The sequence below is a fragment of the Streptomyces sp. NPDC096176 genome (assembly GCF_044763255.1).
GTDB lineage: Bacteria > Actinomycetota > Actinomycetes > Streptomycetales > Streptomycetaceae > Streptomyces.
This window is the reverse complement of sequence record NZ_JBIWFV010000003.1, coordinates 117,440-141,195: the sequence shown is the minus strand read 5'-3', so window position 1 is coordinate 141,195 and position 23,756 is coordinate 117,440. Positions and strand designations below refer to the sequence as shown.

General features: G+C 69.7%; 18 protein-coding genes and 1 pseudogene. 8 read left to right on the top strand and 11 right to left on the bottom strand.

Features of this window, described 5'->3' with window-relative positions:
* Positions 1-239 (top strand): annotated as a pseudogene (locus ACIQ7Q_RS09345) (hypothetical protein); the annotation flags it as partial.
* 125 nt (positions 240-364) lie between these two features.
* The gene (locus tag ACIQ7Q_RS09340) at positions 365-1,132 is read left to right on the top strand and encodes a class F sortase (RefSeq protein ID WP_403858271.1); all 768 of its coding nucleotides are present in this window, start codon (positions 365-367) and stop codon (positions 1,130-1,132) included.
* 356 nt (positions 1,133-1,488) lie between these two features.
* Here the strand turns inward: ACIQ7Q_RS09340 and xdhC are convergent, their stop codons facing one another.
* The 8 genes from xdhC to ACIQ7Q_RS09300 form a co-directional block, all read right to left on the bottom strand.
* Positions 1,489-2,298 (bottom strand): xanthine dehydrogenase accessory protein XdhC, encoded by an 810-nt coding sequence (gene xdhC, locus ACIQ7Q_RS09335; protein ID WP_403858269.1) that lies wholly within the window; start codon positions 2,296-2,298, stop codon positions 1,489-1,491.
* A gap of 1 nt (position 2,299) precedes the next feature.
* Positions 2,300-4,747 (bottom strand): xanthine dehydrogenase molybdopterin binding subunit, encoded by a 2,448-nt coding sequence (xdhB, locus tag ACIQ7Q_RS09330; protein ID WP_403858267.1) that lies wholly within the window; start codon positions 4,745-4,747, stop codon positions 2,300-2,302.
* Complete coding sequence (locus ACIQ7Q_RS09325) at positions 4,744-6,225, bottom strand: xanthine dehydrogenase small subunit (RefSeq protein ID WP_403859158.1); 1,482 nt, start codon at positions 6,223-6,225, stop codon at positions 4,744-4,746. Before ACIQ7Q_RS09325 ends, xdhB begins: the two co-directional genes overlap by 4 nt.
* Before the next feature lie 586 nt (positions 6,226-6,811).
* Positions 6,812-8,035 carry a phosphatidylserine/phosphatidylglycerophosphate/cardiolipin synthase family protein gene (locus tag ACIQ7Q_RS09320; protein WP_403858265.1) on the bottom strand — a complete coding sequence of 408 codons (1,224 nt, stop codon included), beginning with the start codon at positions 8,033-8,035 and terminating at the stop codon, positions 6,812-6,814.
* Between the two features lie 111 nt (positions 8,036-8,146).
* Positions 8,147-10,687: a SpoIIE family protein phosphatase gene (locus tag ACIQ7Q_RS09315; protein WP_403858263.1), complete on the bottom strand. Its 2,541-nt coding sequence runs from the start codon at positions 10,685-10,687 to the stop codon at positions 8,147-8,149.
* Positions 10,688-10,769: 82 nt separating this feature from the next.
* On the bottom strand, positions 10,770-14,792 hold the full coding sequence (locus ACIQ7Q_RS09310; RefSeq protein WP_403858261.1) for a HAMP domain-containing protein: 4,023 nt from the start codon (positions 14,790-14,792) through the stop codon (positions 10,770-10,772).
* A gap of 93 nt (positions 14,793-14,885) precedes the next feature.
* A complete protein-coding gene (locus tag ACIQ7Q_RS09305) occupies positions 14,886-15,146 on the bottom strand; it encodes a WhiB family transcriptional regulator (RefSeq protein WP_403858259.1) in 261 nt (86 codons plus the stop codon).
* 362 nt (positions 15,147-15,508) lie between these two features.
* Positions 15,509-15,886, bottom strand: coding sequence for an ATP-binding protein (locus ACIQ7Q_RS09300; protein ID WP_403858257.1), 378 nt, complete (start codon positions 15,884-15,886; stop codon positions 15,509-15,511).
* Positions 15,887-16,172: 286 nt separating this feature from the next.
* Here ACIQ7Q_RS09300 and ACIQ7Q_RS09295 point away from each other — a divergent pair, with 286 nt between their 5' ends.
* Positions 16,173-16,682, top strand: coding sequence for a MarR family winged helix-turn-helix transcriptional regulator (locus ACIQ7Q_RS09295; protein WP_403858255.1), 510 nt, complete (start codon positions 16,173-16,175; stop codon positions 16,680-16,682).
* A 55-nt stretch (positions 16,683-16,737) separates the two neighbouring features.
* On the opposite strand, the gene ACIQ7Q_RS09290 is transcribed toward ACIQ7Q_RS09295, so the two are convergent.
* Complete coding sequence (locus tag ACIQ7Q_RS09290; RefSeq protein WP_403858253.1) at positions 16,738-17,619, bottom strand: RNA polymerase sigma factor SigF; 882 nt, start codon at positions 17,617-17,619, stop codon at positions 16,738-16,740.
* 253 nt (positions 17,620-17,872) lie between these two features.
* Here ACIQ7Q_RS09290 and ACIQ7Q_RS09285 point away from each other — a divergent pair, with 253 nt between their 5' ends.
* Positions 17,873-18,394 carry a MarR family winged helix-turn-helix transcriptional regulator gene (locus ACIQ7Q_RS09285; RefSeq protein WP_403858251.1) on the top strand — a complete coding sequence of 174 codons (522 nt, stop codon included), beginning with the start codon at positions 17,873-17,875 and terminating at the stop codon, positions 18,392-18,394.
* Positions 18,395-18,453: 59 nt separating this feature from the next.
* On the opposite strand, the gene ACIQ7Q_RS09280 is transcribed toward ACIQ7Q_RS09285, so the two are convergent.
* Positions 18,454-19,653: a PP2C family protein-serine/threonine phosphatase gene (locus ACIQ7Q_RS09280; RefSeq protein WP_403858249.1), complete on the bottom strand. Its 1,200-nt coding sequence runs from the start codon at positions 19,651-19,653 to the stop codon at positions 18,454-18,456.
* Positions 19,654-19,909: 256 nt separating this feature from the next.
* On the opposite strand from ACIQ7Q_RS09280, the gene ACIQ7Q_RS09275 reads away from it, so the two are divergent.
* The 3 genes from ACIQ7Q_RS09275 (at position 19,910) to ACIQ7Q_RS09265 (ending at position 21,966) form a co-directional block, all read left to right on the top strand.
* Positions 19,910-20,875 carry a YihY/virulence factor BrkB family protein gene (locus tag ACIQ7Q_RS09275; protein ID WP_403858247.1) on the top strand — a complete coding sequence of 322 codons (966 nt, stop codon included), beginning with the start codon at positions 19,910-19,912 and terminating at the stop codon, positions 20,873-20,875.
* Between the two features lie 126 nt (positions 20,876-21,001).
* On the top strand, positions 21,002-21,157 hold the full coding sequence (locus ACIQ7Q_RS09270; protein ID WP_403858245.1) for a DUF6131 family protein: 156 nt from the start codon (positions 21,002-21,004) through the stop codon (positions 21,155-21,157).
* 83 nt (positions 21,158-21,240) lie between these two features.
* Complete coding sequence (locus ACIQ7Q_RS09265; protein ID WP_403858243.1) at positions 21,241-21,966, top strand: PepSY domain-containing protein; 726 nt, start codon at positions 21,241-21,243, stop codon at positions 21,964-21,966.
* A gap of 11 nt (positions 21,967-21,977) precedes the next feature.
* Here the strand turns inward: ACIQ7Q_RS09265 and ACIQ7Q_RS09260 are convergent, their stop codons facing one another.
* On the bottom strand, positions 21,978-22,880 hold the full coding sequence (locus ACIQ7Q_RS09260; protein ID WP_403859156.1) for a LysR family transcriptional regulator ArgP: 903 nt from the start codon (positions 22,878-22,880) through the stop codon (positions 21,978-21,980).
* Positions 22,881-22,949: 69 nt separating this feature from the next.
* Here ACIQ7Q_RS09260 and ACIQ7Q_RS09255 point away from each other — a divergent pair, with 69 nt between their 5' ends.
* Positions 22,950-23,573, top strand: a complete 624-nt coding sequence (locus ACIQ7Q_RS09255; protein WP_403858241.1) for a LysE/ArgO family amino acid transporter — start codon at positions 22,950-22,952, stop codon at positions 23,571-23,573.
* The last annotated feature ends 183 nt before the right edge of the window (positions 23,574-23,756 follow it).

Sequence of the window (23,756 nt, the reverse complement as noted above, 5' to 3'; positions counted from 1 at the left end):
CCGACAAGAACGACTACGACAAGAAGGACGACCACGACAAGGACGACCACGACAAGGACGACTACGACAAGGACGACAAGGACAACGACAAGCCCAACGGTGGCATGGACACCGGTGGTGGCGGCCTGGCGAACTCCAGCAGCGGAATGGCAGCCGGCGCGCTGCTGCTGCTCGGTGGCCTGGGTGCCGGCGGCTACATGCTCCGCCGCAAGGGCGCGAACAGTGGCACCACTGCCTGAGTGTGATCGCGAATGACGTGTGGCTGTGGCCGCCGGCCTGCTGGGCGGCGGCCACAGCCCACGTCTCTTTCCGTATGACCCGTGTCTCTTCCTGCTGTAACCGGTTTTGAGTGAGGTGTTGTCGTATGGTGGCCGGTCTGCCTTCCGTGTCGAGGTCGTCGTGGTCCACCCGTCCGTCCCGGCATGTTGTCCCCATCCTGCTGTGGCCTATCGCCATGGCCGTGCTGGTGGTCGGTCTGCTCACCAGTTGCGCCGCCGGACCGTCCGCGCCGCCTCCCGCGAAGAGCTCGTCCGCGTCTCCGTCCGCTGCCGGCTCGTCCGCGCCCTCCCCCGCTCCGGCAGCCCCGAAGGACGCCTCACCCAGCCCCAAGCGCTCCGCGGCCGCGAAGGCAAAACCGCTGTCGCTCCCTCGGTCCTCGCCTGTCCGCCTGGTGATTCCGGAAATCTCGGTCAACGCACCCTTCACCGACCTCGCCATCGGCCCGTCGGGGCAGCTGGACCCGCCGCCTGCCGACAACGCGAACCTGGTCGGCTGGCACGCCGCCGGTGCCTCCCCCGGCGAGATCGGCACCTCGATCATCGGCGGACACTTCGACACCAAGACCTCCCCCGCCGTCTTCGTGGAGCTCAGCGAGTTGAAGCGGGGCAGCCGGTTCAGCATCCGGCGCGCGGACGGCACCATCGCCGAGTTCGTCGTCGACTCCGTGGAGAGCTTCCGCAAGGACAACTTCCCCAACACGCGGGTCTACGCCGACTCCCCGACCGCCCAGGTACGGCTGATCACCTGTGGCGGCGCCTATGACCGTGCCGCCAGGGACTACACCGAGAACGTGGTCGTCTTCGCGCATCTCGACTCGGCGACGCCGTCGCTGGCCGTCAAGCCGAAGCGCTGAGATGAGCGCAGACCAGCAGACGCTCGAGGCACTCGACGAACGCGTACAACGGACTGCGCAAGGCACTGCGTGACTCGTTCCTGGTAACCGGGGGCGGCTGGGGCCGATGAGCACCGTCCCCCTGCTGCGCGGGAGGAAGGCGGACTCGTTGACCAGCCCGGCGACAGCTTGCCGGAGCGCGATCCGCGCTCCGGGGCGCAGGGGGGATGTCGTTCGGGTCGTCGAAGAGCGCGAGCTGGTTCCGGCCCTGGTGGCCGATGCTTGTTGCAGTGACGGGCATGGTCGTGCCGAGAGGGTGCCCCGCACAAGGTGCGTTCGCACGAGTGCGGGGCACCCCAGCAGATCCGGCTGGAGAGTCAGTTCCCCTCGGTTTCGAAGGTGCGCAGCACATCGGCGGCGACGCTTACGGCAATGGTCGCGGGTTCCTTGCCGGTGACGTCGGCCAGCCCGATCGGGGTCTTGATCCGATCGATGGTGGCCTCGTCGTGACCGCCCTCGGTGGCGAGGCGTTTACGGAACCGCACCCACTTGGCCGCCGACCCGATCAGCCCGATGGAGCCGAGATGGGTGGTGCGCAAGGCGGCGTCGCACAGAGCGGCGTCCTCGGCGTGATCATGGGTCATGATCAGGATGTGGGTGCCGCGCGGCAACTCCTCCAGCACCTCCTCGGGCAGCAGCGGCGTGTGATGCACGTACACCTGCGCCACCGCGTCCGCCAGCACGTCGAGTCGCTCCTCGGTGAGGATGTCGGAGCGGCTGTCGATGAGATGGAGGTCGAGGTCCTGACGTGCCAGGATGCGCGCCAGCTCCAGCCCGACGTGCCCGACGCCGAAGATCGCCACCGCCCCTACCACCGGCAGCGGTTCGAGCAGCACCGACACTGTGCCGCCGCAGCACTGCACGCCATGCTGGTTGGTCACCTTGTCGTTCAGGGCGAAATCGATCAGCTCCGGCTCCGCCTTGGACGCGGCGATCATCTCCCGGGCCCGGTCGATCGCGACGGCCTCGACGTTGCCGCCACCGATCGAGCCCCACGTCGTGGTCTGCCCCACGACGAGTTTCGCACCCGCGTCGCGCGGGGCATGGCCACGCACGGTCGCGACGGTCACCAGCACGCCGGACTGCCGGCGTGCCCGCAACCGCGCCACCGCGGCGAACCACGCCATGTCAGGCACCGCTCAATGCTTCTGCGTCGGTCCGAATCCTGCTGCCTGCAACCTGCCCGTTTCCTGCGCTGCCATGGGTGGCAGACCCGTGGCGGGCATGACCGTTCCCGGAGGCATCGCCCTGGCGAGCCGCCTGAACCGCCCAGTACACCGCCTCCGGCGTCGCGGGCGAAGCCAACTCGACGCTGACCCCGCTCGGCCCGAACGCGGCGGCGGCCTGCCGCAACGCCTCTCGCACCGAGAAGGCCAGCATCAGCGGAGGCTCACCCACCGCCTTGGACCCGTATACCGCGCCCTCCTCGGTGGCGTTCTCCAAGAGCGTGACGTTGAACTCCTCGGGCATCTCCGAGAAGCTCGGCAGCTTGTAGGTGCTCGCGGCCTGGGTCAGCAGCCGACCGCGGTTCGGTCCGTCAGTGGTGTCCCAGCGCAGGTCCTCGAGCGTGAGCCAGCCCGCCCCCTGCACGAAACCACCCTCGACCTGACCGATGTCGATCATCGGGGACAGGCTGTCGCCGACATCGTGCACGATGTCCACCCGCCGGATGCGGTACGCGCCGGTGAAGCCGTCCACCTCCACCTCGGCTGCGGCGGCGCCGTAGGAGAAGTACTTGAACGGCGAGCCCTGGAACGCCTTCGCGTCCCAGTGCAGACCCTCGGTCCGGTAGAAACCGGCCGCCGACAACTGAACTCGATGGAAGTAGGCGGTGCGCACCAGGTCGTTCCAGGCGAGCTCCTTGTCGCTGCCGAGGGTGCGTGCGACGCCCTCGACGATGCGCACGTCCGAGGCGTTCGCACCCAGCTGGGTGCCGGCCACCTGAAGCAGGCGCTCGCGCAACTGCTCGCAGGCGTTCTTCACCGCCGCGCCGTTGAGATCCGCCCCGGAACTGGCGGCGGTGGCGGAGGTGTTGGGCACCTTGTCGGTTCGCGTCGGGGCCAGCCGGACCTTGTGCAGCGGGATGCCGAGCGTGGTCGCGGCCACCTGCAGCATCTTGGTGTGCAGGCCCTGGCCCATCTCCGTGCCTCCGTGGTTGATCAGGACCGAGCCGTCCTTGTAGATCAGCACCAGCGCGCCGGACTGGTTGAATGCGGTGAGGTTGAACGAGATTCCGAACTTGATGCCGGTGATCGCAAGTGCCCGCTTGGTGTGCGGGTGGGCGGCGTTGAAGGCGGCGATCTCGCGCCGGCGATCGGCGACGCCGCCGTTCTCCTGAACCTTCCGCCAGACGGCGGAGATCCGTTGGGGCTGCACGACCGGCTGTCCGTACGGCGTCGTCTGCCCCTGACCCTGCCGATAGAAGTTGCGCTCCCGCAACTCCGTCGCGTCCAGGCCGAGCAGCGGCGCGCACCGGCCCATGATGTCCTCGATCACCAGCATTCCCTGCGGTCCGCCGAAGCCGCGGAAGGCGGTGTTGGACACCTTGTTGGTCTTGGCGATGCGACCGGCGATGCGCGCGTTGGGAATCCAGTAGGTGTTGTCGATGTGGCACAGCGCACGGGCCACCACGGGCTCGGAGAGGTCCAGGCTCCAGCCGCCGTCCGCGGTCAAAGTGGCGTCCAGGGCCTGGATGCGACCCTCGGCGTCGAAGCCGATCTTCCACCTGGCGTGGAACCCGTGCCGCTTACCGGACATGGTGAGATCCTGGGTCCGGTTGAGCCGCAGTCGGACCGGCCGACCGGTCAGCTTGGCGCCGAGAGCGGCGATGGCCGCGAACCCGTGCGGCTGCATCTCCTTGCCGCCGAAGCCGCCGCCCATCCGCAGACACTGCACTGTCACCTCGTGGCTGTGCAGGCCGAGCACGTGCGCGACGATTTCCTGGGTCTCCGAAGGGTGCTGGGTGCTGCTCTGGACGAACACCTGCTCGGCCTCGTCGACATGGGCCAGCGCCGCGTGCGTCTCCAGGTAGAAGTGTTCCTGATCGGAGAACTGGAACTCGCCGGTGAACACGTGCGCGGAGACGGCGAAGCCGGCGTCGAGGTCGCCGGTCAGCATCACGGGCTGAGCGCCGTGGAAGCTGCCTGCCGCGATCGCGTCCTGCAGCGTGATCAGGGAGGGCTGTTCGTCGAGTTCGACCTCGACGGCCGCCGCACCGAGCCGGGCCGCCTCCAGGGTCTCGCCGAGCACCCAGGCGACGGCGTGGCCGTAGAACATGACCTCGTCGGGGAACAGCGGTTCGTCGTGCTTCATCCCGGCATCGTTGACGCCGGGCACGTCGGCACCGGTAAGCACACGGACCACACCGGGCACGGCGAGCGCGGGCGCCGTGCGCAACGCGGTGATCCTGCCGTGGGCCTTCATGACCTGGACCGGATGGGCGTGCAGCACGTCCTTCGTGCGCCCGACCAGGTCGTCGGTATAGAGCGCGGTGCCCGTGACGTGCAGGACGGCACTCTCGTGCGGCATCGAGACGCCGACAACAGGCTTCTCGGGACGCTCGGACAAATGGCTCATGACGAGACCGCCTCGGTGGTGTGCGCGTACAGCTTCAACAGGCTCTGGCCGAGCATCGCGGAGCGGTAGCCGGCGCTGGCCCGGTGATCGTTCATGGGCGTGCCCTGGGCCTGTAGTACCCCGGCCGCCGCCTCGGCGGTCTCCGCCGCCCACGGCTTGCCCTCCAGGGCCGCCTCGGCGGCGAGCGCGCGAATCGGGGTGGCGGCCACGCCGCCCAGGCCGATGCGTGCCTTGCGGACGATCCCGTCCTCGATGTCGAGCGCGAAAGCGACCGCCACACTGGAGATGTCGTCGAAGCGCCGCTTGGCGATCTTGTGGAAGGCCGCGACCGGCGACAGCGGCAGCGGGATGCGCACCGCGCGAATCAGCTCACCCGGACGGCGCACACTCTGCCGGTAGCCGGTGAAGTAGTCCACCAGCGGGACCTCGCGCTCACCGTCGATGTCGACGAGCACGACCGATGCCTCCAACGCGAGCAGCACCGGCGGGCTGTCACCGATGGGCGAGCCGGTACCCAGGTTGCCGCCGAGGGTCGCACCGTTGCGGATGAGCCGGGATGCGAACTGCGGGAACAGTTCTGCCAGCAGCGGGACGTCGCCGTCGAGGCGGCGTTCGATCTCGGTGAGCGACAGCGCCGCCCCGATCTCGATGCGGTCGGATTCGACTCGTAGCTCCCGCAGTTCGGACAGCCGGTCGATGGCGACCACACAATCCGCTCGGCGGGAACGGAGGTTCACCTCGACGCCCCAGTCCGTGGAGCCGGCGACCACCACCGCGTCGGGCCGCTCGCGCAGCAGCTCCAACGTCTCGGCCAGGGTGCTCTTCCGCAGGAACGCGCTGTCGTCCTGGGCGTATTCGGTGGCAACCGGCGCGGGCGGGGCCTGCTCGCGACGCTGCGCCAGCGGGTCCTCGTCGGCGGGCGCACCGACGGCGAACGCGGCATCGCGAATGGGGCGATAGCCGGTGCAGCGGCACAGGTTTCCGCTCAGCGCATGGAGATCGAAGCCGTTCGGACCGTGCTCGGCGTCGGCGCTCTCGGTCGAGTCCGCGCTGTCGGCCGAGTCCGCGGGCGCGCAGCGGCCCGGCCGGTAGTACTCGGCGGCCATGCTGCAGATGAATCCCGGCGTGCAGTATCCGCACTGGGAGCCGCCGCGGACCGCCATCTCCTCCTGCACCGGGTGCAGGGAGGTGGACGTACCGGGTTCACCGGCCGTGGCGAGACCCTCGGAGGTGATGATCTCCTGACCGTCGAGAGCCGCGGCCGGGACCAGGCAGGCGTTGACCGCCACCCAGTCGGTGGGCTTGTTCACCCCGGGACGGGCCACCAGGACCGAGCAAGCGCCGCATTCACCCTCGGCGCAGCCCTCCTTGGTACCGGTGAGGCCACGCTCGCGCAGGAAATCCAGCGCTGTGGTGTGGGGCGCAGCCGGTGAAATCGGTGTTTCTTTCCCATTGACCGTGATCCGCGCCTCTGTCATGACAGGCCTTCGTTTCGGTGCGTGATCGGTCGATTCATCATGTTCGCCAATTTCAGGCAGCTTTCTGTGTTCAGACGCGCCACGTGAGAGGAGCAGGCGCAAAACGGCACACAACAGCGGTGTGCCGGGAGATGGTGACGCGAACCCCGGAATGTGCCAGGGACGGGCACATCAGAACGGCGTGCTCAGCAGCCGTGCGCGATCCGACCCGGAACCCAGACCGTGCGCTGGGCGAGGCGACCAAGATCAGAGCAGGTGTACATCCGCTGGTCGCCTCCTTCCGGTAGTGATGAGTCGGGCGTCTGTCGCAAAGTAGTGGCCGGGGCCACAGGGGTCAAGAGTTGACCTCGGCCTCTCAGGAACCGATCGGGTTCGAGTCGGGACCCTCGTACCACCGACAATGCACGCTGGTCGGTTGCACGTTCGGCGGACCGTGCATCGCAAGCGGAGAGGCGCCCGACCACGGGACGTCCTCGATGGTGGGCCTCTACGCCGGCCGACGCGCTGCGCGATCGGCCCGAGGCGGGGGGTCCGCCTTACGGCCGCCCGGGCGCTCCGCGCCCTGTCCGGAGAAGGCTCCCGTGCGTCACAGGAACCGGCGAATGGGCACAACGGCCGCCTCACGGGCACGCTGCGCCAGGGAACGCGTCTTCCAGCGGCCCGCGCCGATCTTCTCGCTCACGGCGAGATCCTGCTCGAAGTGCTCGTCGAGCGTCGCGGTGAACTGCTCGTCCAGGACGGCGAGCATGACCTCTTCGTCGTGGTCGAGGGAGCGGCGGTTGAAGTTGGTCGAGCCGGTCAGGGCCGCGATCCCGTCCATCGTGATGACTTTGGCGTGCATCATCGTCGGCTGGTACTCGTAGATCTTCACGCCGCATTCGACGAGGTCCTCGTAGAAGCGCCGGCCCGCCAACCGGCAGACCCGTTTGTCGGTGTGCGGGCCGGGCAGCAGGATCTGCACCTCGACGCCGCGGCGTGAGGTGGCGCAGAGCAGCTCGATGAAGTAGGCGTCGGGGGCGAAGTACGCCGTCGCCAGCCGGACGCGCTCCTCCGCGGACTCGAGCATGACCCTGATCAGGGTCTGCATGTCCTGCCAGCCGAAGCTGGCCGAACCACGCACCACCTGCACGACCGCGTCGCCCTGCGGCCGGTGGTCGACGAAGCGGTCGCGGTCGTCGAAGAGTTCGTCGTGGCATTCGGCCCAGTTCTGGGCGAAGGCCGCGGCGATGCCGTCCACGGCGGGGCCCCGAACCTCGACATGCGTGTCGCGCCACTCGTGCTCGTTGCGGGCGTCGCCGCACCATTCCTCGGCGATGCCCACGCCGCCGGTGAAGGCCACATGCTCGTCGACGACGAGGACCTTGCGATGGCAGCGGTGGTTCTGCTTCAGCGGTGAGAGGTACAGAGGCTTCCTGAACCAGGCCACATGCACGCCCGCCTGCTCCATCACCCGCAGCTGGTCCTTCTCGATCAGACGGCTTCCGAAGCCGTCCAGCAGCAGCCGGACCCGCACCCCGGCGCGGGCGCGCTCGGCCAGCGCCTCGGCGAATTCACGGGCGATGTCGCCCTTCCAGTACACGAAGGTCATCATGTCGACCGTGTGCCGGGCGGAGCGGATGCCGGCGAGCATCGCGGCGAAGATCTGGTCCCCGTTGCGGAGCGGCGTGAGTGCGTTGCCCTCGGTCGCGGCAATGCCTATCAGCCGTTCCAGCCGCCGTCTTATGCGCACCGCGCGGTCGGCCGCGGCCGGCGCGGCCTGGGCCTTCGGCGCGGAAGAGGAGGTCCCGGGCAGGTCCTGGGTATGCGTCATCTCATCACCTGGGCGATATCGGCTCGGTGACAGGGAGCGCGGGGCAGGATCCACCCTCGGCCGCGCGGCCTGCCGCTGCATTCCGGCCTCGGGGAGGCCACGGGCGCCCGCTCATGACACCTGAACGCCGATGAGGCATGTGTCGTCGTCCGTGTCCGACCTGCTGTGCGTGAGCAGTTGGTCGAGCCGGCGTTCGAGCGAGGCGGCGGGGGCCCCGGCCGTGGCGAGAAGCTGGGTGAGGGACTCGTGGACGGCGGTGTCCCGGCGCTCGACCAGGCCGTCCGTGTACATCAGCAGCGTGTCGTCCGGTTCGAGCTGCACCTCGGACTCCTCGTACTGCGCCTCCGCGAGCGCGCCGAGGAGCAGGCCGCCGAGCAGCGGCAGGGTGTTCGCCTCCTCTCCGCGCACCAGTACCGGTGGCAGGTGGCCCGCCCGCGCCCAGCGCAGGACACGGGTCTCGGGGTCGAAGACGCCGCAGACCGCGGTGGCGGTGACCTGCTCGGTGAGGTGGTGAGCCACGATGTTCAGCCACGACAGCAGCTGCCCCGGGCCGGCGCCCGTGACGGCAAGGCCCCGCATGGCGTTGCGCAGGACCACCATGCCCGTCGCCGCGTCGATGCCGTGGCCGGCGATGTCCCCCACGCACAGCAGGATCCGTTTGGACGGCAGAACGACGGCGTCGTACCAGTCTCCGCCCACCAGCGACTCCGTCTCCGCGGGCCGGTAGCGGACCGCGACCTGGAGGCCGGGAGCGTCCAGCGGGGCGCGGGAGGGCGGCATGATGGCGTGCTGGAGCTGCAGGGCCAGCCGGTTGCGCTCGGCCGACTCCTGTTCGGTCTGCGCGAGCTGGTCGCGGGTGGCGGCGAGGGCCACCTCGGTCCAGTGCTGGGACGATATGTCCTGGTACGCCCCGCGTACGGCGAGAAGCCGGTCGTCAGCGTCGAGGACCGGCTCGGCGATGACCCGGATGTGGCGCGTGACTCCGTCGGGACGCTGAAGGCGGAACGCCGTCGAGGTGGCACGGCGGTGGTGGAGCACCGCCTGGAGGAAGCGGCCGATGGCGACGGCGTCGTCCGGGTGCGCGTGGTCGGCGAGGTCGTACAGTGATACGGCGTTGTCGCAGACGTCGAGTCCGTACAGAGCGAAGAGCTGGCTGTTCCAGGTGATCTCGCCGGTCACGAGGTTCTCCTCGAAGCCGCCGATGCGGCCGAGACGCTGCGCGTGCTGGAGCAGGCTGGCGAGGCGGGCCGTCTCGTCCTCGATGCGCCAGATCAGAAGGACGCTGCCGCCGTGCCGGCTGATACTGAGGTCGGCGACGGAGGACAGCGGCACCTGGTCGACGAGGGCGGTCAGCGTCATCCGCCGGGCGCGGAACGGCTCGCCGGTGGCGTAGACGCGTTCGATCTTCTCGAAGAGTTCGCTGTCGTCCGCGGCCGTCGGGTAGGCCTCCAGCAGCAGCGCTCCGTTGACGGCGCCGCGGACGCGTCCCGCCGGGTCGAGGAAGCGGCTGTTCGCGTGGCGGATACGGAAATCGACGAGATGGCCCTCGGCGTCGAGATGCGGCGTGAGGACCAGCGCGGGGTCGTACAGGCCGTCGGCCAGGTCGACCAGTTCGGACACATCGGCGAGTTCAGCGGCGGCCAGGTGGCTCCCGGCGCCCTCGGGGAGGCTTTCCAGGGTGTGGGCGCACAGCTCGGCCATCGCTTCCAGCTGCCGCTCGACGGCGGGCGACTGGGGCGCGAGCGGCTGGGGCCAGCAGATCTCCAGCACACCGTGCACACGGCCGCCGGTCCCGGCCGGCAGCGCGACACGTCCGCCTTCGGGTGTCTGCGTACGTCCGATGGAGGGGACTTCGTCGGCCGCGAGGGAACGGATCCGCACGGTGTGCCGCCCGCTCAGTGCCTGGCGGGCGACGGTCGCCACCCCGGGTGGTACGTATCGCCAGCGCGCTGCCTCGTCGGGGCTGAACCCGGCGTGACCGCAGAGGGTGAGCGAGGCGTCCGAGCCTGCCGTCCAGATGGCTACGGCGGTGGCCCCGAGCGGGGCCAGCGCGTGTTCGAGCAGGGATTCGGCGACGGCCTGGGTGTCGCTTGCGGCCAGCGCGGCGCTCTCCGCGGTGCGCAGACGCACGGCGACGGACGCGCCGCCGTCCCCCTCCGGCGCGGCTTCGCCGTTGGTCCGCCGGACGAAGTCGTCCGCCACTTCGGCGACACGGTCCTGGGCCGCCTGGTTGATGATGTCCGCGGCCAGCGCCAGCTGCGACAGGCCGGCCTGCTCGGCAAGTTCGGAGAGCTGACGCGCCGCCTGCGCGGGCCCGCACCGGAGCCGCTCGATCATCACGCCCTTGGCGAGTTCGATCAGTGCTCGGCCGTCCGCGGCGGCGTGTGCCGCCCGCACTTCCCCGCGCAGCCGTTCGACCGTGGCGGCAAGCCGGCCGACGGTCGAGGTGTGGCCCTGGAGGGCGTCCTTCGGGGCGGCGCCGGGCGCGGGAACGGATCCCCGCGCGGGAACGGGCGGCCGGCCGGCGTCGGGCGGGAGCACTGCGCCGGGGGCGTGGGTGACCATCGGCATGGAGAGGGCCGGCTGCCGCCCGGAGCCCGAGGGCCGCACCTCGTCCCCGGTGGGGTCTCCGCGGTGTTCAGGAGCACTCAAGGCGCTGACTCCTCGATGGGATGCTGCGTGATGGGGGTGGACACCGGACAGGTGTCCGTCGTGGTCCGGCTCGGAGGGGGCCCTAGCGGCCGTCCAGCCAACGGCGGACACAAGCGATGAGGTCAACCGCGTCCACCGGCTTCGTGACGTAGTCGCTTGCGCCGGAGGCAAGGCTCTTCTCCCTGTCCCCGGGCATCGCCTTCGCGGTGACCGCGATGACGGGCAGATCGGCGTGCGCCGGCATCCGCCTGATCTCCGCCGTCGCCGCGTAGCCGTCCATCTCGGGCATCATCACGTCCATCAGGATCAGATCGATGTCCGGGTTCTCGGCCAGGGCCTCGATTCCCATGCGGCCGTTCTCCGCGTGCAGGACCTGGATCCCGTGGAGCTCCAGAATGCCGCTGATCGCGTAGAGGTTGCGGGCGTCGTCGTCGACGACCAGCACGGTCCGGCCGTGGAGCGTGCCGTCGAGGTGCTGCGGAGCCTGCGGGCGGGGTTCTCCGGCGCGGACCAGCGGCACCACGTCACCGGGCTGTTCGGCGAAGAGGTGCAACGCGATCCGTTCCCGCAGCTCGTCCAGGCTGGAGAGCAGCTCCATCGGCCGCTCCTTCGCACGCGACTGCAGCGCCCGCTCGTGCGCGGCGTCGAGGCGCCGGTTGTTGTGGGCGAGTACGGGCACGGTGCGCAGTGCGGCGTCGCCGTCCATCGCGTCGAGGAAGCGCAGGGCTTCGCCGTCGGCCATGTCGAGTTCGAGGACCACGCAGTGGAACGGCGCGGCGGCGAGGGCCGCGGCGGCTTCCTGCGGCCCGACCGCCGCGATGACCTCGATGTCCTCGCGGTCGCTCCGGCCTCCGGCCGCGAGTTCGGCCACCGCGCTCTCCGCGACGAGGGACAGCAGCCCGCGCGGGCGTTCCTCGATGACGAGCAGCCGGCGCGGCTGTCGGGGCGGTGCGACGGTGGTGGCCGCGGGGCGCTGCCCGCCGACGGGCAGCGGCGCGGACTCGTCGCGGGCGGGGGCGGCCGGGTCGCCTGCCGTCTCCTCCTGGAAGTCGGTGCGGGCGACGGGCAGATACAGGGTGAAGGTGCTGCCCTTGCCCGGGGTGCTCTCCACGGTGAGGGCGCCGCCGAGCAGATGGGCGATCTCGCGGCTGATGGACAGGCCCAGCCCGGTGCCCCCGTATTTGCGGCTGGTGGTGCCGTCCGCCTGCTGGAAAGCGCCGAAAATGGTTTCGAGCTGCTGCTCGGCGATGCCGATTCCGGTGTCCTTGACCCGGAACGCCACGACGTCGCCGCCGCGCTGCACGGGGCGGGGCAGGTCACCGTCGCCGGCCGGCTCGATGCGCAGCTCCACACTGCCGCGTTCGGTGAACTTGACCGCGTTGGAGATCAGGTTCCGCAGCACCTGCCGCAGCCGGGAGTCGTCCGTCAGCACGTCGCCCGGTACGCCGGGGGCAGTGGTGATGGTGAACTGGAGGTTCTTCTGGCTGGTGAGGGGCCGGAAGGTCGCCTCCACGTAGTCGAGCAGCTGCCGCAGCGCGACGCGCTCCGGGTTCACGTCCATCTTCCCGGCCTCGACCTTCGAGAGGTCGAGGATGTCGTTGATCAGCTGGAGCAGGTCGGAGCCCGCCGAGTGGATGATGCCGGCGTACTCGACCTGCTTGGCGGTGAGGTTACGGGTCGGGTTCTGGGCCAGCAACTGGGCCAGGATCAGCAGGCTGTTGAGCGGGGTGCGCAGCTCGTGGCTCATGTTGGCCAGGAACTCGGACTTGTACTTGGACGCGAGCGACAGTTGCTGCGCGCGGTCCTCCAGTTCCTGCCGCGCCTGCTCGATCTCCAGGTTCTTGGTCTCGATGTCGCTGTTCTGGGCGACCAGTAGGGCGGCCTTCTCCTCCAGTTCGGCGTTGGAGCGCTGCAGTTCGTCCTGCTGGACCTGCAGTTGTTCGGAGCGCGACTGGAGTTCGGCGGCGAGCCGCTGCGATTCACCGAGCAGTTCGTCGGTGCGGGCGTTGGCGACGATGGTGTTGACGTTGACGCCCACCGTCTCCATCAACTGCTCGAGGAAGTCGCGGTGAATGGGGGCGAACGCGGTGAAGGAGGCCAGCTCGATGACGCCGAGGACCTGGTCGTCGACGCAGATCGGCAGCACGATCAGGCTCCCCGGCGTGGTGCTGCCGAGCCCGGACGAGATCCGGACGTAGTCCCCGGGCACACCGTCGGCGGCGATCACCCGCCGGCTGCGGGCCGCCTGTCCCACCAGGGACTCGCCCAGCTTGAACCGCTCGTGGCCGGCGCCCTCCGCCGGGCGCCCGTAGGAGCCCACGAGCCTCAGCTCGGTGCCTGAGGGCGTCTCCTCCGCGAGGTAGAAAGCGCCGTACTGGGCGGCGACGAGCGGGGTGAGTTCGTCCATGACGAGCTCGGCGACCACGGCCAGGTCCCGGTGGCCCTGCATGAGTTCGGAGATCCGGGCGAGGCTCGACTTCAGCCAGTCCTGCTCCTGGTTGGCCCGCGTCGTATCGCGCAGGGACTCGACCATGGAGTTGATGTGGTCCTTGAGTTCGGCGACCTCACCGGAGGCGTCGACGGTGATCGACCGGGTCAGATCGCCCTCCGCGACGGCGCTGGCGACCTCGGCGATGGCCCGCACCTGGCGGGTGAGGTTGCCGGCCAATTCGTTGACGTTCTCGGTGAGGCGCTTCCAGGTTCCCGAGACGCCTTCGACCTCGGCCTGCCCGCCGAGCCGGCCCTCGCTGCCCACCTCGCGGGCGACGCGGGTCACCTCGGCCGCGAAGGAGGAGAGCTGATCGACCATCGTGTTGATGGTCGTCTTCAGCTCCAGGATCTCCCCGCGCGCGTCGACGTCGATCTTCTTGGACAGGTCTCCGTTGGCGACGGCGGTGGTGACCAGGGCGATATTGCGGACCTGGCCGGTCAGGTTGTTCGCCATGGAATTGACGTTGTCGGTCAGGTCCTTCCAGGTGCCGGCGACGTTGGGCACCCGGGCCTGGCCGCCGAGGCATCCTTCGGTGCCGACCTCGCGGGCGACGCGGGTCACCTCGTCGGCGAACGCGGACAGGGTGTCGACCATGGTGTTGATGACGTCGGCGAGCGCGGCGACCTCGCCCTTGGCCTCTACCGTGATCTTCCGCGAGAGGTCCCCGCGCGCCACGGCGTTGGCGACGTCGGCGATGGAGCGCACCTGGCCGGTCAGGTTCGACGCCATCACGTTGACGTTGTCCGTGAGGTCCTTCCATGTACCGGAGGCGCCCCGGGCGGTCGCCTGGCCGCCGAGGTTGCCCTCGGTGCCGACCTCGCGGGCGACGCGGGTCACCTCGTCGGCGAACGACGACAGCTGGTCGACCATCGTGTTGATGGTGTTCTTCAGCTCCTGGATCTCGCCCCGAGCGTCCACGTCGATCTTCTGCGACAGATCGCCCCTGGCGACCGCCGTGGCCACATGGGCGATGGAGCGCACCTGGGCCGTGAGGTTGCCGGCCATGAAGTTCACGGAGTCGGTCAGGTCGCGCCAGGTGCCGGAGACGCCCTTGACGTCGGCCTGGCCGCCGAGGATCCCTTCGGTGCCGACGTCCCGCGCCATGCGCGTCACCTCGTCGGCGAACGACGACAGCTGGTCGACCATCGTGTTGATGGTGTTCTTCAGCTCCAGGATCTCGCCCCGAGCGTCCACGTCGATCTTCTGCGACAGATCGCCCCTGGCGACCGCCGTGGCCACATGGGCGATGTCACGGACCTGGGTGGTGAGGTTGCCCGCCATCGCGTTGACCGAGTCCGTCAGGTCCGCCCAGGTGCCGGAGACGCCCGGAACCTCCGCCTGACCGCCCAGAGTTCCTTCGGTGCCGACTTCGCGGGCGACCCGGGTCACTTCGGAGGTGAACAGCGAGAGCTGGTCCACCATGCCGTTGAACACACCGGCGATCTCGCCCAGCAGACCGTCCGCCTCGTCCGGCAGCCGGGTGCCGAAGTCGCCGTCGCGTACGGCTGTGAGCCCCGCCAGCAGCTGTCGCAGCTCCGGCTCCCCCACCTTGCCCACCGCACGCCCACGTGACCGCGGTACCGGACGCGAACCCTCGACCGTCGTGTCAGCCATGACCAATCCTCAACGCCTCGGCACGTCGGCCTGACCGTTGTCATACGACAAATTACGAGGCAGGGTACCCCGGCTCGGCTCGCGGAGGAAACGTCAGCTTTCGGCTGCCTTGGCGCGCCGGCGCGATACGCGGCGCTTGAGCGCGCGGCGCTCGGCTTCGTCCAGTCCGCCCCACACCCCGGAGTCCTGGCCGACTTCCATGGCCCACTCGAGACACGTCTCGGCCACCGGACACCGCCGACACACGGCTTTCGCCTCCTTGGCCTGCATCAGGGCCGGCCCTGTGGTGCCGATGGGAAAGAACAGCTCCGGGTCCTCGTCACGGCAGGCCGCGTCATTTCGCCAGTTCCTCATGGTGCGGTCATCCTTCCCTTCTCTCGCATTTCTCGGTCTTACGCCCGGCGCTCCGCGGGCGTCCTTTCCGACTCACCGATGAGGCCGGGCTCAAACCACCGACGGCCCGAACAGGCCTATTCGGTATGGCCATTCGCGTCGCCCACGGTCACCTGAGGATGAAAAGCGCGGACATCGTGCGTATTCCGTGTGCACGGGATGCCCGCGGGTTCCGTGTGCGCCCGGCCCCTCAGCTTCGTTGTGCACACGGTTCCTCGGGCGGCGCGCCATTCACGGGCGACAGAACTGCCGTGTCTGTCAACGGAGTTGCTTTTCCCGCGAGTGCCGCGGCGCTCGGAGACCCCGCTGGGGGTCGAGGAGATTCAGGCGCAGTGCGCGGCGGCGGAGCCGCAGGACCAGCTGGCACGCACGGTCTTGCCGCTCGATCGCTCCAGCACCTCGACATCTCCGGCCAGCAGCTGCACGATGTGCCAGCCCCGGCCTCCTGTCGCGTCGAAGTCGGCGGGCCGCTCCACAGGAGGGGCCCAGTCGGCGTCGTCGATGTCCACGACCAGCCGGTTCCGGTGCACCTGGACCCTCAGTCGCCACCAGCCGACGGTGTGCTTGACCGCGTTGGTCACCAGCTCGGACACCACGAGGACCACGTCGTCCACATCAGCGTGCGGGCACGCCCGGCCCACATATTCCGAAGTGGCGCGACGTGCATCGCCGATGTCCGCTTCCGCTGAAGTAACGATCATCACGCAGTGCCTCCTTCCCGGTATCAATTCGCGAAGCGTCTCTGCGTTCATTCGGCTTCCCCGGTTTCCCGGAGTGACACCACGCACGAATTCCGTCACCATGCCCCGGGCCGGGAGACCGACGACGTTCGGCAGCACGATCCTCGGGCGATCCTGCCCAAGATCCCGCGCGGAGGCCTCGAGTCATGGCAAGCCCGGACGCAAGGCACCGTGGAGACCTCTGGTGGAAAGATAGGGTTGTTGTGCGGCGACCGGCCGAGAACGCCTGATTCGGAGTGTCACCCCTATGGACGCGAAACCCGCTGCTCCCCATGAGCGGCAGCAGGAGACCGCTCATGCTGCCCGAGAGCTCATCGAGCTGCTCGAAGTGCTGTGGGAACGCGGCAGGGACATGGTGTCCTCGACCCCCGTGTCGGCGTCGCAGCTCCGCGTGCTGTACAGCCTGGACCGCGAGGAGGGGATCAACCTCCGCACCCTCGGCGAGGCGCTCGGATCGACTCCGCCGTCGGTCAGCCGCCTGTGCGACCGCCTGGAGGCCCTCGGTTTCGTCCAGCGGCTCCCCAGTCCGGTCAGCCGACGGGAGCTGGAGCTGCATCTCACCGCCCACGGCAAGGCCTACCTGCGCGACCTGAGGGCCCAGCGGCAGGAGGCACTCCTGGCGGTGGTCGCCGACATGCCGCCTTCGGGGCGCAACGCCCTGTTGAAAGGGCTCACCAGTTTTCAGGACGCGCTGGGCGGAGCTGGACTCGGCGCCGCACAGCGCAACTCCTCGGCCAAGGACGCCCGTTCGGCGTGATCGGGCTCCCTCGATCAAGGGTCGGCGCCCGCCGGGCCCGCCCGGCCCCGAGGCCCTAGGCCAGCATCTCCTTGCGCAGCTTCGCGAGCGTGCGGCTGAGGAGCCGTGAGACCTGCATCTGGGAGATGCCCAGCCTCGCCCCGATCTCCGACTGCTTCAGCTCGTCACCGAAGCGGAGCTGCAGGATGAGGCGGTCCCGGTCGTCGAGTTCTTCGAGCAGGGGCTTGAGCGCCTGCAGATCCTCGACGAGATCCAGCGCCGGGTCGATGTCTCCGAAGCGGTCGGCGATGGAGCCCTCGCCATTGTCACCACCCTCGGTGTTGGGCACGTCGAAGGAGCCGGCCACATAGCCGTTCATGGCGAGGATGCCTTCGGAGACCTCCTCGACCGGCAGCCCCATGTGCTCGGCCAGCTCCGATGCCGTGGGTGAGCGGTGCAGCGTGCCGGACAGCTCGTTGGACGCCTGCACCAGCTCCAGCCGCAGCTCCTGCAGCCGCCGCGGCACGTGTACGGCCCAGCTCGTGTCCCGGAAGAACCGCTTGATCTCGCCGAGGATGTACGGGACGGCGAATGACGTGAACTCGACCTCGCGGCTGAGGTCGAACCGGTCGATGGCCTTGATGAGGCCGATCGTGCCCACCTGGACGACGTCCTCGTCGGGCTCCGCCCGGTTCCGGAAGCGGCGCGCGACGTACTTGACCAGCGAGATGTTCATCTCGATCAAGGTGTTCCGCGCGTACTGGTACTCCGGCGTGCCTTCCTCGAGCTGCCGCATCCTGTCGAAGAACACCTTCGAGAGCGACCGGGCGTCCGCAGTCGCCATCCCGGAGGCGTCGTCGATGCGCGGCAGCAGATCGCCGCCCGGGCCGTGGGCAGGAGAGGTCTCGTCCAGGTCCGTCGACTGCTCCACCGCTGCTGCTGCTGCCACCGTGGCCATGACGCCTCCCTGGTCTTGGGCGCACTCGCCCTGTTCACTGTCGCGGACCCTTCTTCCCCCACAACAGTTGCCCTAACGCAAGAATTGGTCAAGTCGGAACGTCGGGACCTCGCGGCGAGGCTCACGACAGAACTCGCAGGGACGCCTGCGGCGGATCCTCGCCAGACAGCCACGGCGCAAATACGCTCACCCCGGGTGGGTACACGCAAAGGACATACGGTTACGGTCCGGATCCGACGCGGAGTGTGCAGGTATGACGACAAGTCCCGCCCCCCGTCCGCAGCGCTCCACCGAAGCCGCGCGAGCCGCCTGCCAGGTCGTCGAACTCCTCGAGGTCCTGTGGGAGCGGGGCCGGGACACGGCCACCCCGTCGGCCGTCTCCGTGTCCCAGCTGCGCGTGATGTACAGCCTCGAGCACGACGAGGGAATCAATCTCCGCAGGCTCGGCCATCTGCTGGGGGCCGCCCCGTCGTCCGTCAGCCGCCTCTGCGACCGCCTCGAAGCACTGGGCTTCGTCGAGCGCACCCCCAGCCCGGTGAGCCGGCGTGAACTGACCCTGCGTCTGACCCAGCGCGGAAAGTCCCACCTGGCCGAGCTGCGGTCGCGACGTGAGCAGATGCTCCTGGCGCCGATCGGCGTCATGACACCCGCGGCGCGCGGCGCACTGCTCGAAGGCCTGCACGACTTCCGTGACGCCCTCCGGGCGGCCGTCCCGGACCGGGCGGACCCGGCACGGGAGCACGGGCCGCCCCCGGGTTCGTCGCGCTCCGCATGACTGCCCCTGAACGCTCCGCCTGAGACGGACGGACCGCGACAGCCGCCGGCCGCCTCGCGTCAGCGCGCCCACGCGCTCGACGCACCGCGGTCCGTGTCGCCCTCGCGCCCGTACCAGTCGAGGCAGACGACCAGCGCGTCGTCGTCCAGCGGGGTTTCACCGTGGTGCTGGGCGAGTTCGCGCAGCACGGCGCCCGGCACCTGAGTCGGCGGCAGCAGCCTCGTACCCATGAGCGAGCGCGCCAGCGCCCTCTGCCCGTACGCCTCCCCCGCCGGGGACGACGCTTCGTACACACCGTCGCTCCCGAACAGCAGGCGGTCACCGGGCAGCACCGTGAGGCGCTCGGCAACGTAGACCGTGTCGTCGAACATTCCCAACGGCAGCTGGGCGTCGAAGGCGATGGGCTCCACCGAGCGCTCGCGCTGCCGCCACATACGGGGCGAGCCCGCGTCCACCGCCTCCACATCGCCGGTGTCGAGGTCGAAACGCAGCAGCAGGACGGAGACGTACGCGCTGCCGCGGTACTGGGCGTACACGGCCTGCCCCGCCAGCTCGGCCTGTCCGGCGAGGTCAAGGCCGGCGCGGCGGGCGTTGCGCAGCGCGTTGACGGCAAGGTTCGTCAGCAGCGCCGCCTCTATCCCGTCCCCCATGCCGTTGGTGACGGTCAGCGTCAGATGGTCGGCGGATGCGGACCAGTCGTAGTTGTCGCCGAAGATCGCGTAGGCCGGCTCGAGGTGCGCACCGAGGGCGAACTCCCGGCGTGCGCAGGAACGCCCGGGCAGCAGTTGCCACTGCATCTCCGCAGCGAGCGTCAGCCGGGCGGCGCGGCGTGCCAGCACATAGAGGTCCGTGTCGCGCTCGGCGACCAGGATCTCGTGGCCCAGCGCCTCGCAGATGTGCTGCATCTCCCGCAGCAGCGACTGCGCATAGCGGTCCTCCGGCAGCCTCACGGACAGCACGCCCATACGGTCACCACGGATGGTGACGGGCAGATGCACATCGACCGTGCCGGCGCCGGTCGTCACACACGGCTCCTGGGCACCGAAGGCGCGGCCCTGCGGACTGTTGTGAATCAGCACCGGCTCCGTCGTGCCGGGCACGTTCTCGACAGCCTGCAACGAGCGCATTCCGTAGTCCGCCAACCGGAGTTCGACGCGCTCGGCGCCGTACTGCTCAGTGAGCGCGACGGTCACCACGCTCAGCAGGGTGTGCGGCGCTGCACTGCGCAGAGCCCGCTCGACAGCGGCGAATTTGTCCACGTCTCCCTGCTTCTCTCGGCATCGGCACCACGAGGCCGGTATTGCCCGGCCACGTCGGCATCACGAGGCCCGGCATGCCGGGCCCACGTCCCTTGATGGCACAGTACGACGGCGCGGGCCACCGGCGAGTCCGACGATCCGGCACAACATTTGCCATACGGCAACGATACTGCCCGCAGGTCGGGGCACATTCACCCCCGAACGCCGATGCGGCAGAGGCCGACGAGACGCCGGGACGAGACGAGGGCGAGCGAGCATGGGCACGGCAGTGCACGTTCCGCAGACGCGGGACATGGCCGGCGAGGAGCTGTCGGGTGACGAGGCATGGGCCGCCCTGCGCCGGTACGGCGGGCGCAAGCTGCTCGTCGACGCCTTCCTCCGCTTCCGCTACGCCGATGGTTTCAGCCACTCCCGTGCCCTCGCGTTCCAGGTCGCACTCGCGATGGTGCCGTTCACCATCGCGCTCGTCGGTGTGGCCACCACGCTCCACAGCGAGGGTGTCGGCCGGGCCGTCGAGCTCACGCTGACCCGCATCGCGCCGGGTGCGAGCTCCGGGCTGATCGAGGACGCCCTGGCGGAGGGGCGCCGCAGCGCGGGCACGGACGTCGCGGGCGCTGTCGCCATGTGGCTCGGACTGGGCTTCGCCACGGTCAACCTGGCATCGGCCATGGCGCAGATCGAGCGCGGCACCAACCGCATCTACGGAATCGAACGCGACCGCCCCTTCCTCCCCAAGTACGTCAGGAGCCTGCTCCTTTCGGTGACCGCCGGGGCGCCCATGGCGGTGGGCTTCCTCGTGCTCGTGGCCGGGGACACGGTGGCCGAGGCGGTGGTGGACTCGACGGGCATGGCACCGGAGCTGCCCGGATGGTGGCACTGGGTCCAGATTCCCCTCGGCGTCACCCTGGCCGGGGTCGCCTCCGCGGTGATCTTCCGCTGGGCGCCGCGGCGCACCCAACCGGGATACACATGGCTGGCCTTCGGCTCCGCCGTCCATCTGAGTCTGTGGATCGCCGCGACCTGGCTGCTGGCCCTCTACGTGGAGCGCAGCGGATCGTTCGGCGCCGTCTACGGCCCCCTGACGGCGTTTGTCGCGCTGCTGCTCTGGGCGAACCTCACCGGCGTCGCGCTGTTCCTCGGCGTGGCGTTCTCGGCTCAGCTCGAGGCCGCGCGGGCGGGGATGACGGCTCCGGTGCATCCCGACCCCGGCCCGGGGACATGACGAAGCCGGCCCGGGAGGCTTGACGACCCGGCCGGGGCCATGACGAACCCGCCTGCACCTCCGGGCGTTTGTCCTGGTGACAACCGGGCACCCGGCTAGTAGAAGCTCCCCTCTCTGGAGGCCGACATGATCGTTCTTGGACTCATCCTGCTCGTCATAGGTGCGGTGGCAGGAATCGGCATCCTCTGGACCATCGGAATCGTGCTGATCGCCGTGGGAGTGATCCTTTGGGTGGCGGGAGCCCTGGGTCACGCCGTGGGTGGCCGCAGGCACTACTGGTGACCCGGCGCGCTGCGCGCGGCTCGATCGAGTGATCTTCCGGGAAGACCGTGACACCGGTCGGCCTCGTGGTTACGCGTGGCGACATGAATGTTCACACTCACAACGTCCGGCTCCGAGCCGCGCTGACCGCGTGCACCGTCGTCAGCGCGGCTCTGCTGCTGACCGCCTGCGGAAGTGACAAGGGAACACAGGTCAACGCCGCGGGCCAGACTCCGACGGCGACCCCGACGTACACCTCGACCGCGAGCCCCACCGACACCGCGTCGCCCACCAGCACGGCGACCCGGCTCACCGACGACCAGGCTGAGCGGCAGGCCCTGATCCCGGCGACCAAGGTCACCTGGGACAAGGCGGCCACCACCGCAACGGGCGAAGTCTCCGGCTCGAAGCTGGTCCAGCTCGAACTGCAACGCCACGAAGGCGGCAGCACCGCCAGTCCCGCGCCGAGCCCCAACTCCCCCGAATGGGAGGCCACGGTCGCCACCCAGGACGGCACCACTCACACCGTCCTTGTGGACGCGATCACGGGCGACGTGGTCCAGTCCTCGGTCGAGCCCGACCAGGACGCCGACGACAAGCGCGAGGTCGCCGACCGCCTCGGCAAGGCCAAGTGGACGGCCCAGCAAGCGGTGAAGGCCGCTACGGACAAGAAGCAGGGCGTCGTCACGACCGTGGAGCTGGACGACGAGGACGCGGGCCAACTCGTCTGGTCGGTCGATGTCGTCACCGAGCAGGACTGGAGCAAGACCACCTACGACGTCGATGCCGCGAGCGGCAAGATCCTGAGCGAGAGCGTCGACAAGGACTGATCCGTCGGGGTTCAGGCCGGGGCGCGCAGCGCCTCGGCCGCTGCCGAGGCGACGGCGTCCGCCACGGCCGCCAGCGCAGGGGAGTCCAGCTTCCACTGCTGCCAGAAAAGCGGGACGTCCATGAGCCGGCCGGGTGCGAACTCGATCAGTACGCCCGAGCGCAGCAGCGGCACCGCCTGCGGTTCGGGCACCATGCCCCAGCCGAGCCCGGTGGTGACCGCGTCGCAGAACCCCTCCGACGTGGGCACGTGATGGCGTACCCGGCTCGCGCCGCTCCCGTCGCCCGCACATGACCGTACGAAGGCGTCCTGGAGCTCGTCGCGGCGGTCGAAGACGATGACCGGAGCCTCGCCCAGGTCGCGTTCCAGTGTCCCGGCCAGGTGCCGGGCGGCGAAGCCGGGGGCGGCCACCGGCAGATACCGGAACAGCCCCAGGGGGCGCACGGTGCAGCCCGCCACCGGGTCGGGTGACGAAGTGACCGCCGCCATGACCTGGCCCTCCCGCAGGAGCGCCGTGGTGTGCGCCTCGTCCTCGCGGTGGAGCTCGAAGCAGACCGGCGGGTCCTGCGGGACCCGGGTCAGCGCCGGCAGGAACCACGTGGCGAGGGAGTCCGCGTTGACCGCGATGGGCAGTCGCGCCGGGCCCCGCCCGTCGGCGATCCCCAAATCCGCTCGCGTATCCCGTTCCAGACGGGCCAGCTGTCGCGCGAACCGCACCACGACCTGCCCGGACTCCGTCGGCCGCACCGGTTTCGTACGCATCAGCAGCACCCGCCCGATGCGCTGTTCCAAGGCCTTGACCCGCTGGCTGACCGCCGAAGGCGTCACGTGCAGGGCGGCGGCGGCCGCGTCGAATGTGCCTTCGTCGACCACCGCGAGCAGCGTGCGCACCTGGTCCAGGGGAAGCTCGTCCATCACGAACGCTAAGGGTACGTGAGAAACTTTAGCTGTACTGATGGCTTGGCGGTCCATAACGTCAAGCGCATGACCCACGGCATCATCACCACGGCACTCGCCGGATTCCTCACCGGACTCTCCCTCATCGTCGCCATCGGCGCGCAGAACGCCTTCGTCTTGCGCCAGGGGATGCGACGCCACGCCGTTCTCGCGGTGGTCGCCGTCTGCGCCGTGTCCGACGCGGTCCTCATCGCGCTCGGCGTGGCGGGCGTGGGAGCCGTGGTCACCGCATGGCCGGCCGCGCTGACCGCGGTCGGGCTGGCCGGTGGCGCCTTCCTCGTCTGCTACGGCATCCTGGCCGCCCGCCGGATGCTGCGGCCCGCCCCGGACGGCGGCCTCACCGCCCAGGGCACCGGGGCCGGCTCCGCCCGACGGGCCGTCCTGACCTGCCTGGCGATGACCTGGCTGAACCCCCACGTCTACCTGGATACGGTACTGCTGCTCGGCACCGTCGCCTCCGACCACGGGAGCCAGCGCTGGGCCTTCGGCCTCGGCGCGGTACTGGCCAGCCTGACCTGGTTCACCTCGCTCGGCTACGGAGCCCGGCTCCTCAGCGGCCTGCTGGCGCGCCCGGCCGCGTGGCGCGTCCTGGACGGCCTGGTCGCGGCCACGATGGTCACGATGGGCGGAATGCTGGTGGCGGGAGCGTGAGCCCCCCGGCATGCGAATGGCGAGCCAGGGAAACCGATCGCGCCTTCCGTAGCCCGACGCGCAGCAGAGCGGGACGTCATGTCCGCGGCGTCCGCCGACAGGGCTGCTGGGCCGACTTCCGCGCCTTGACAATCCGTTTCAGCAACTGAAGGCTGACCGACCAGCCGGTATGAGGGAGGGGAT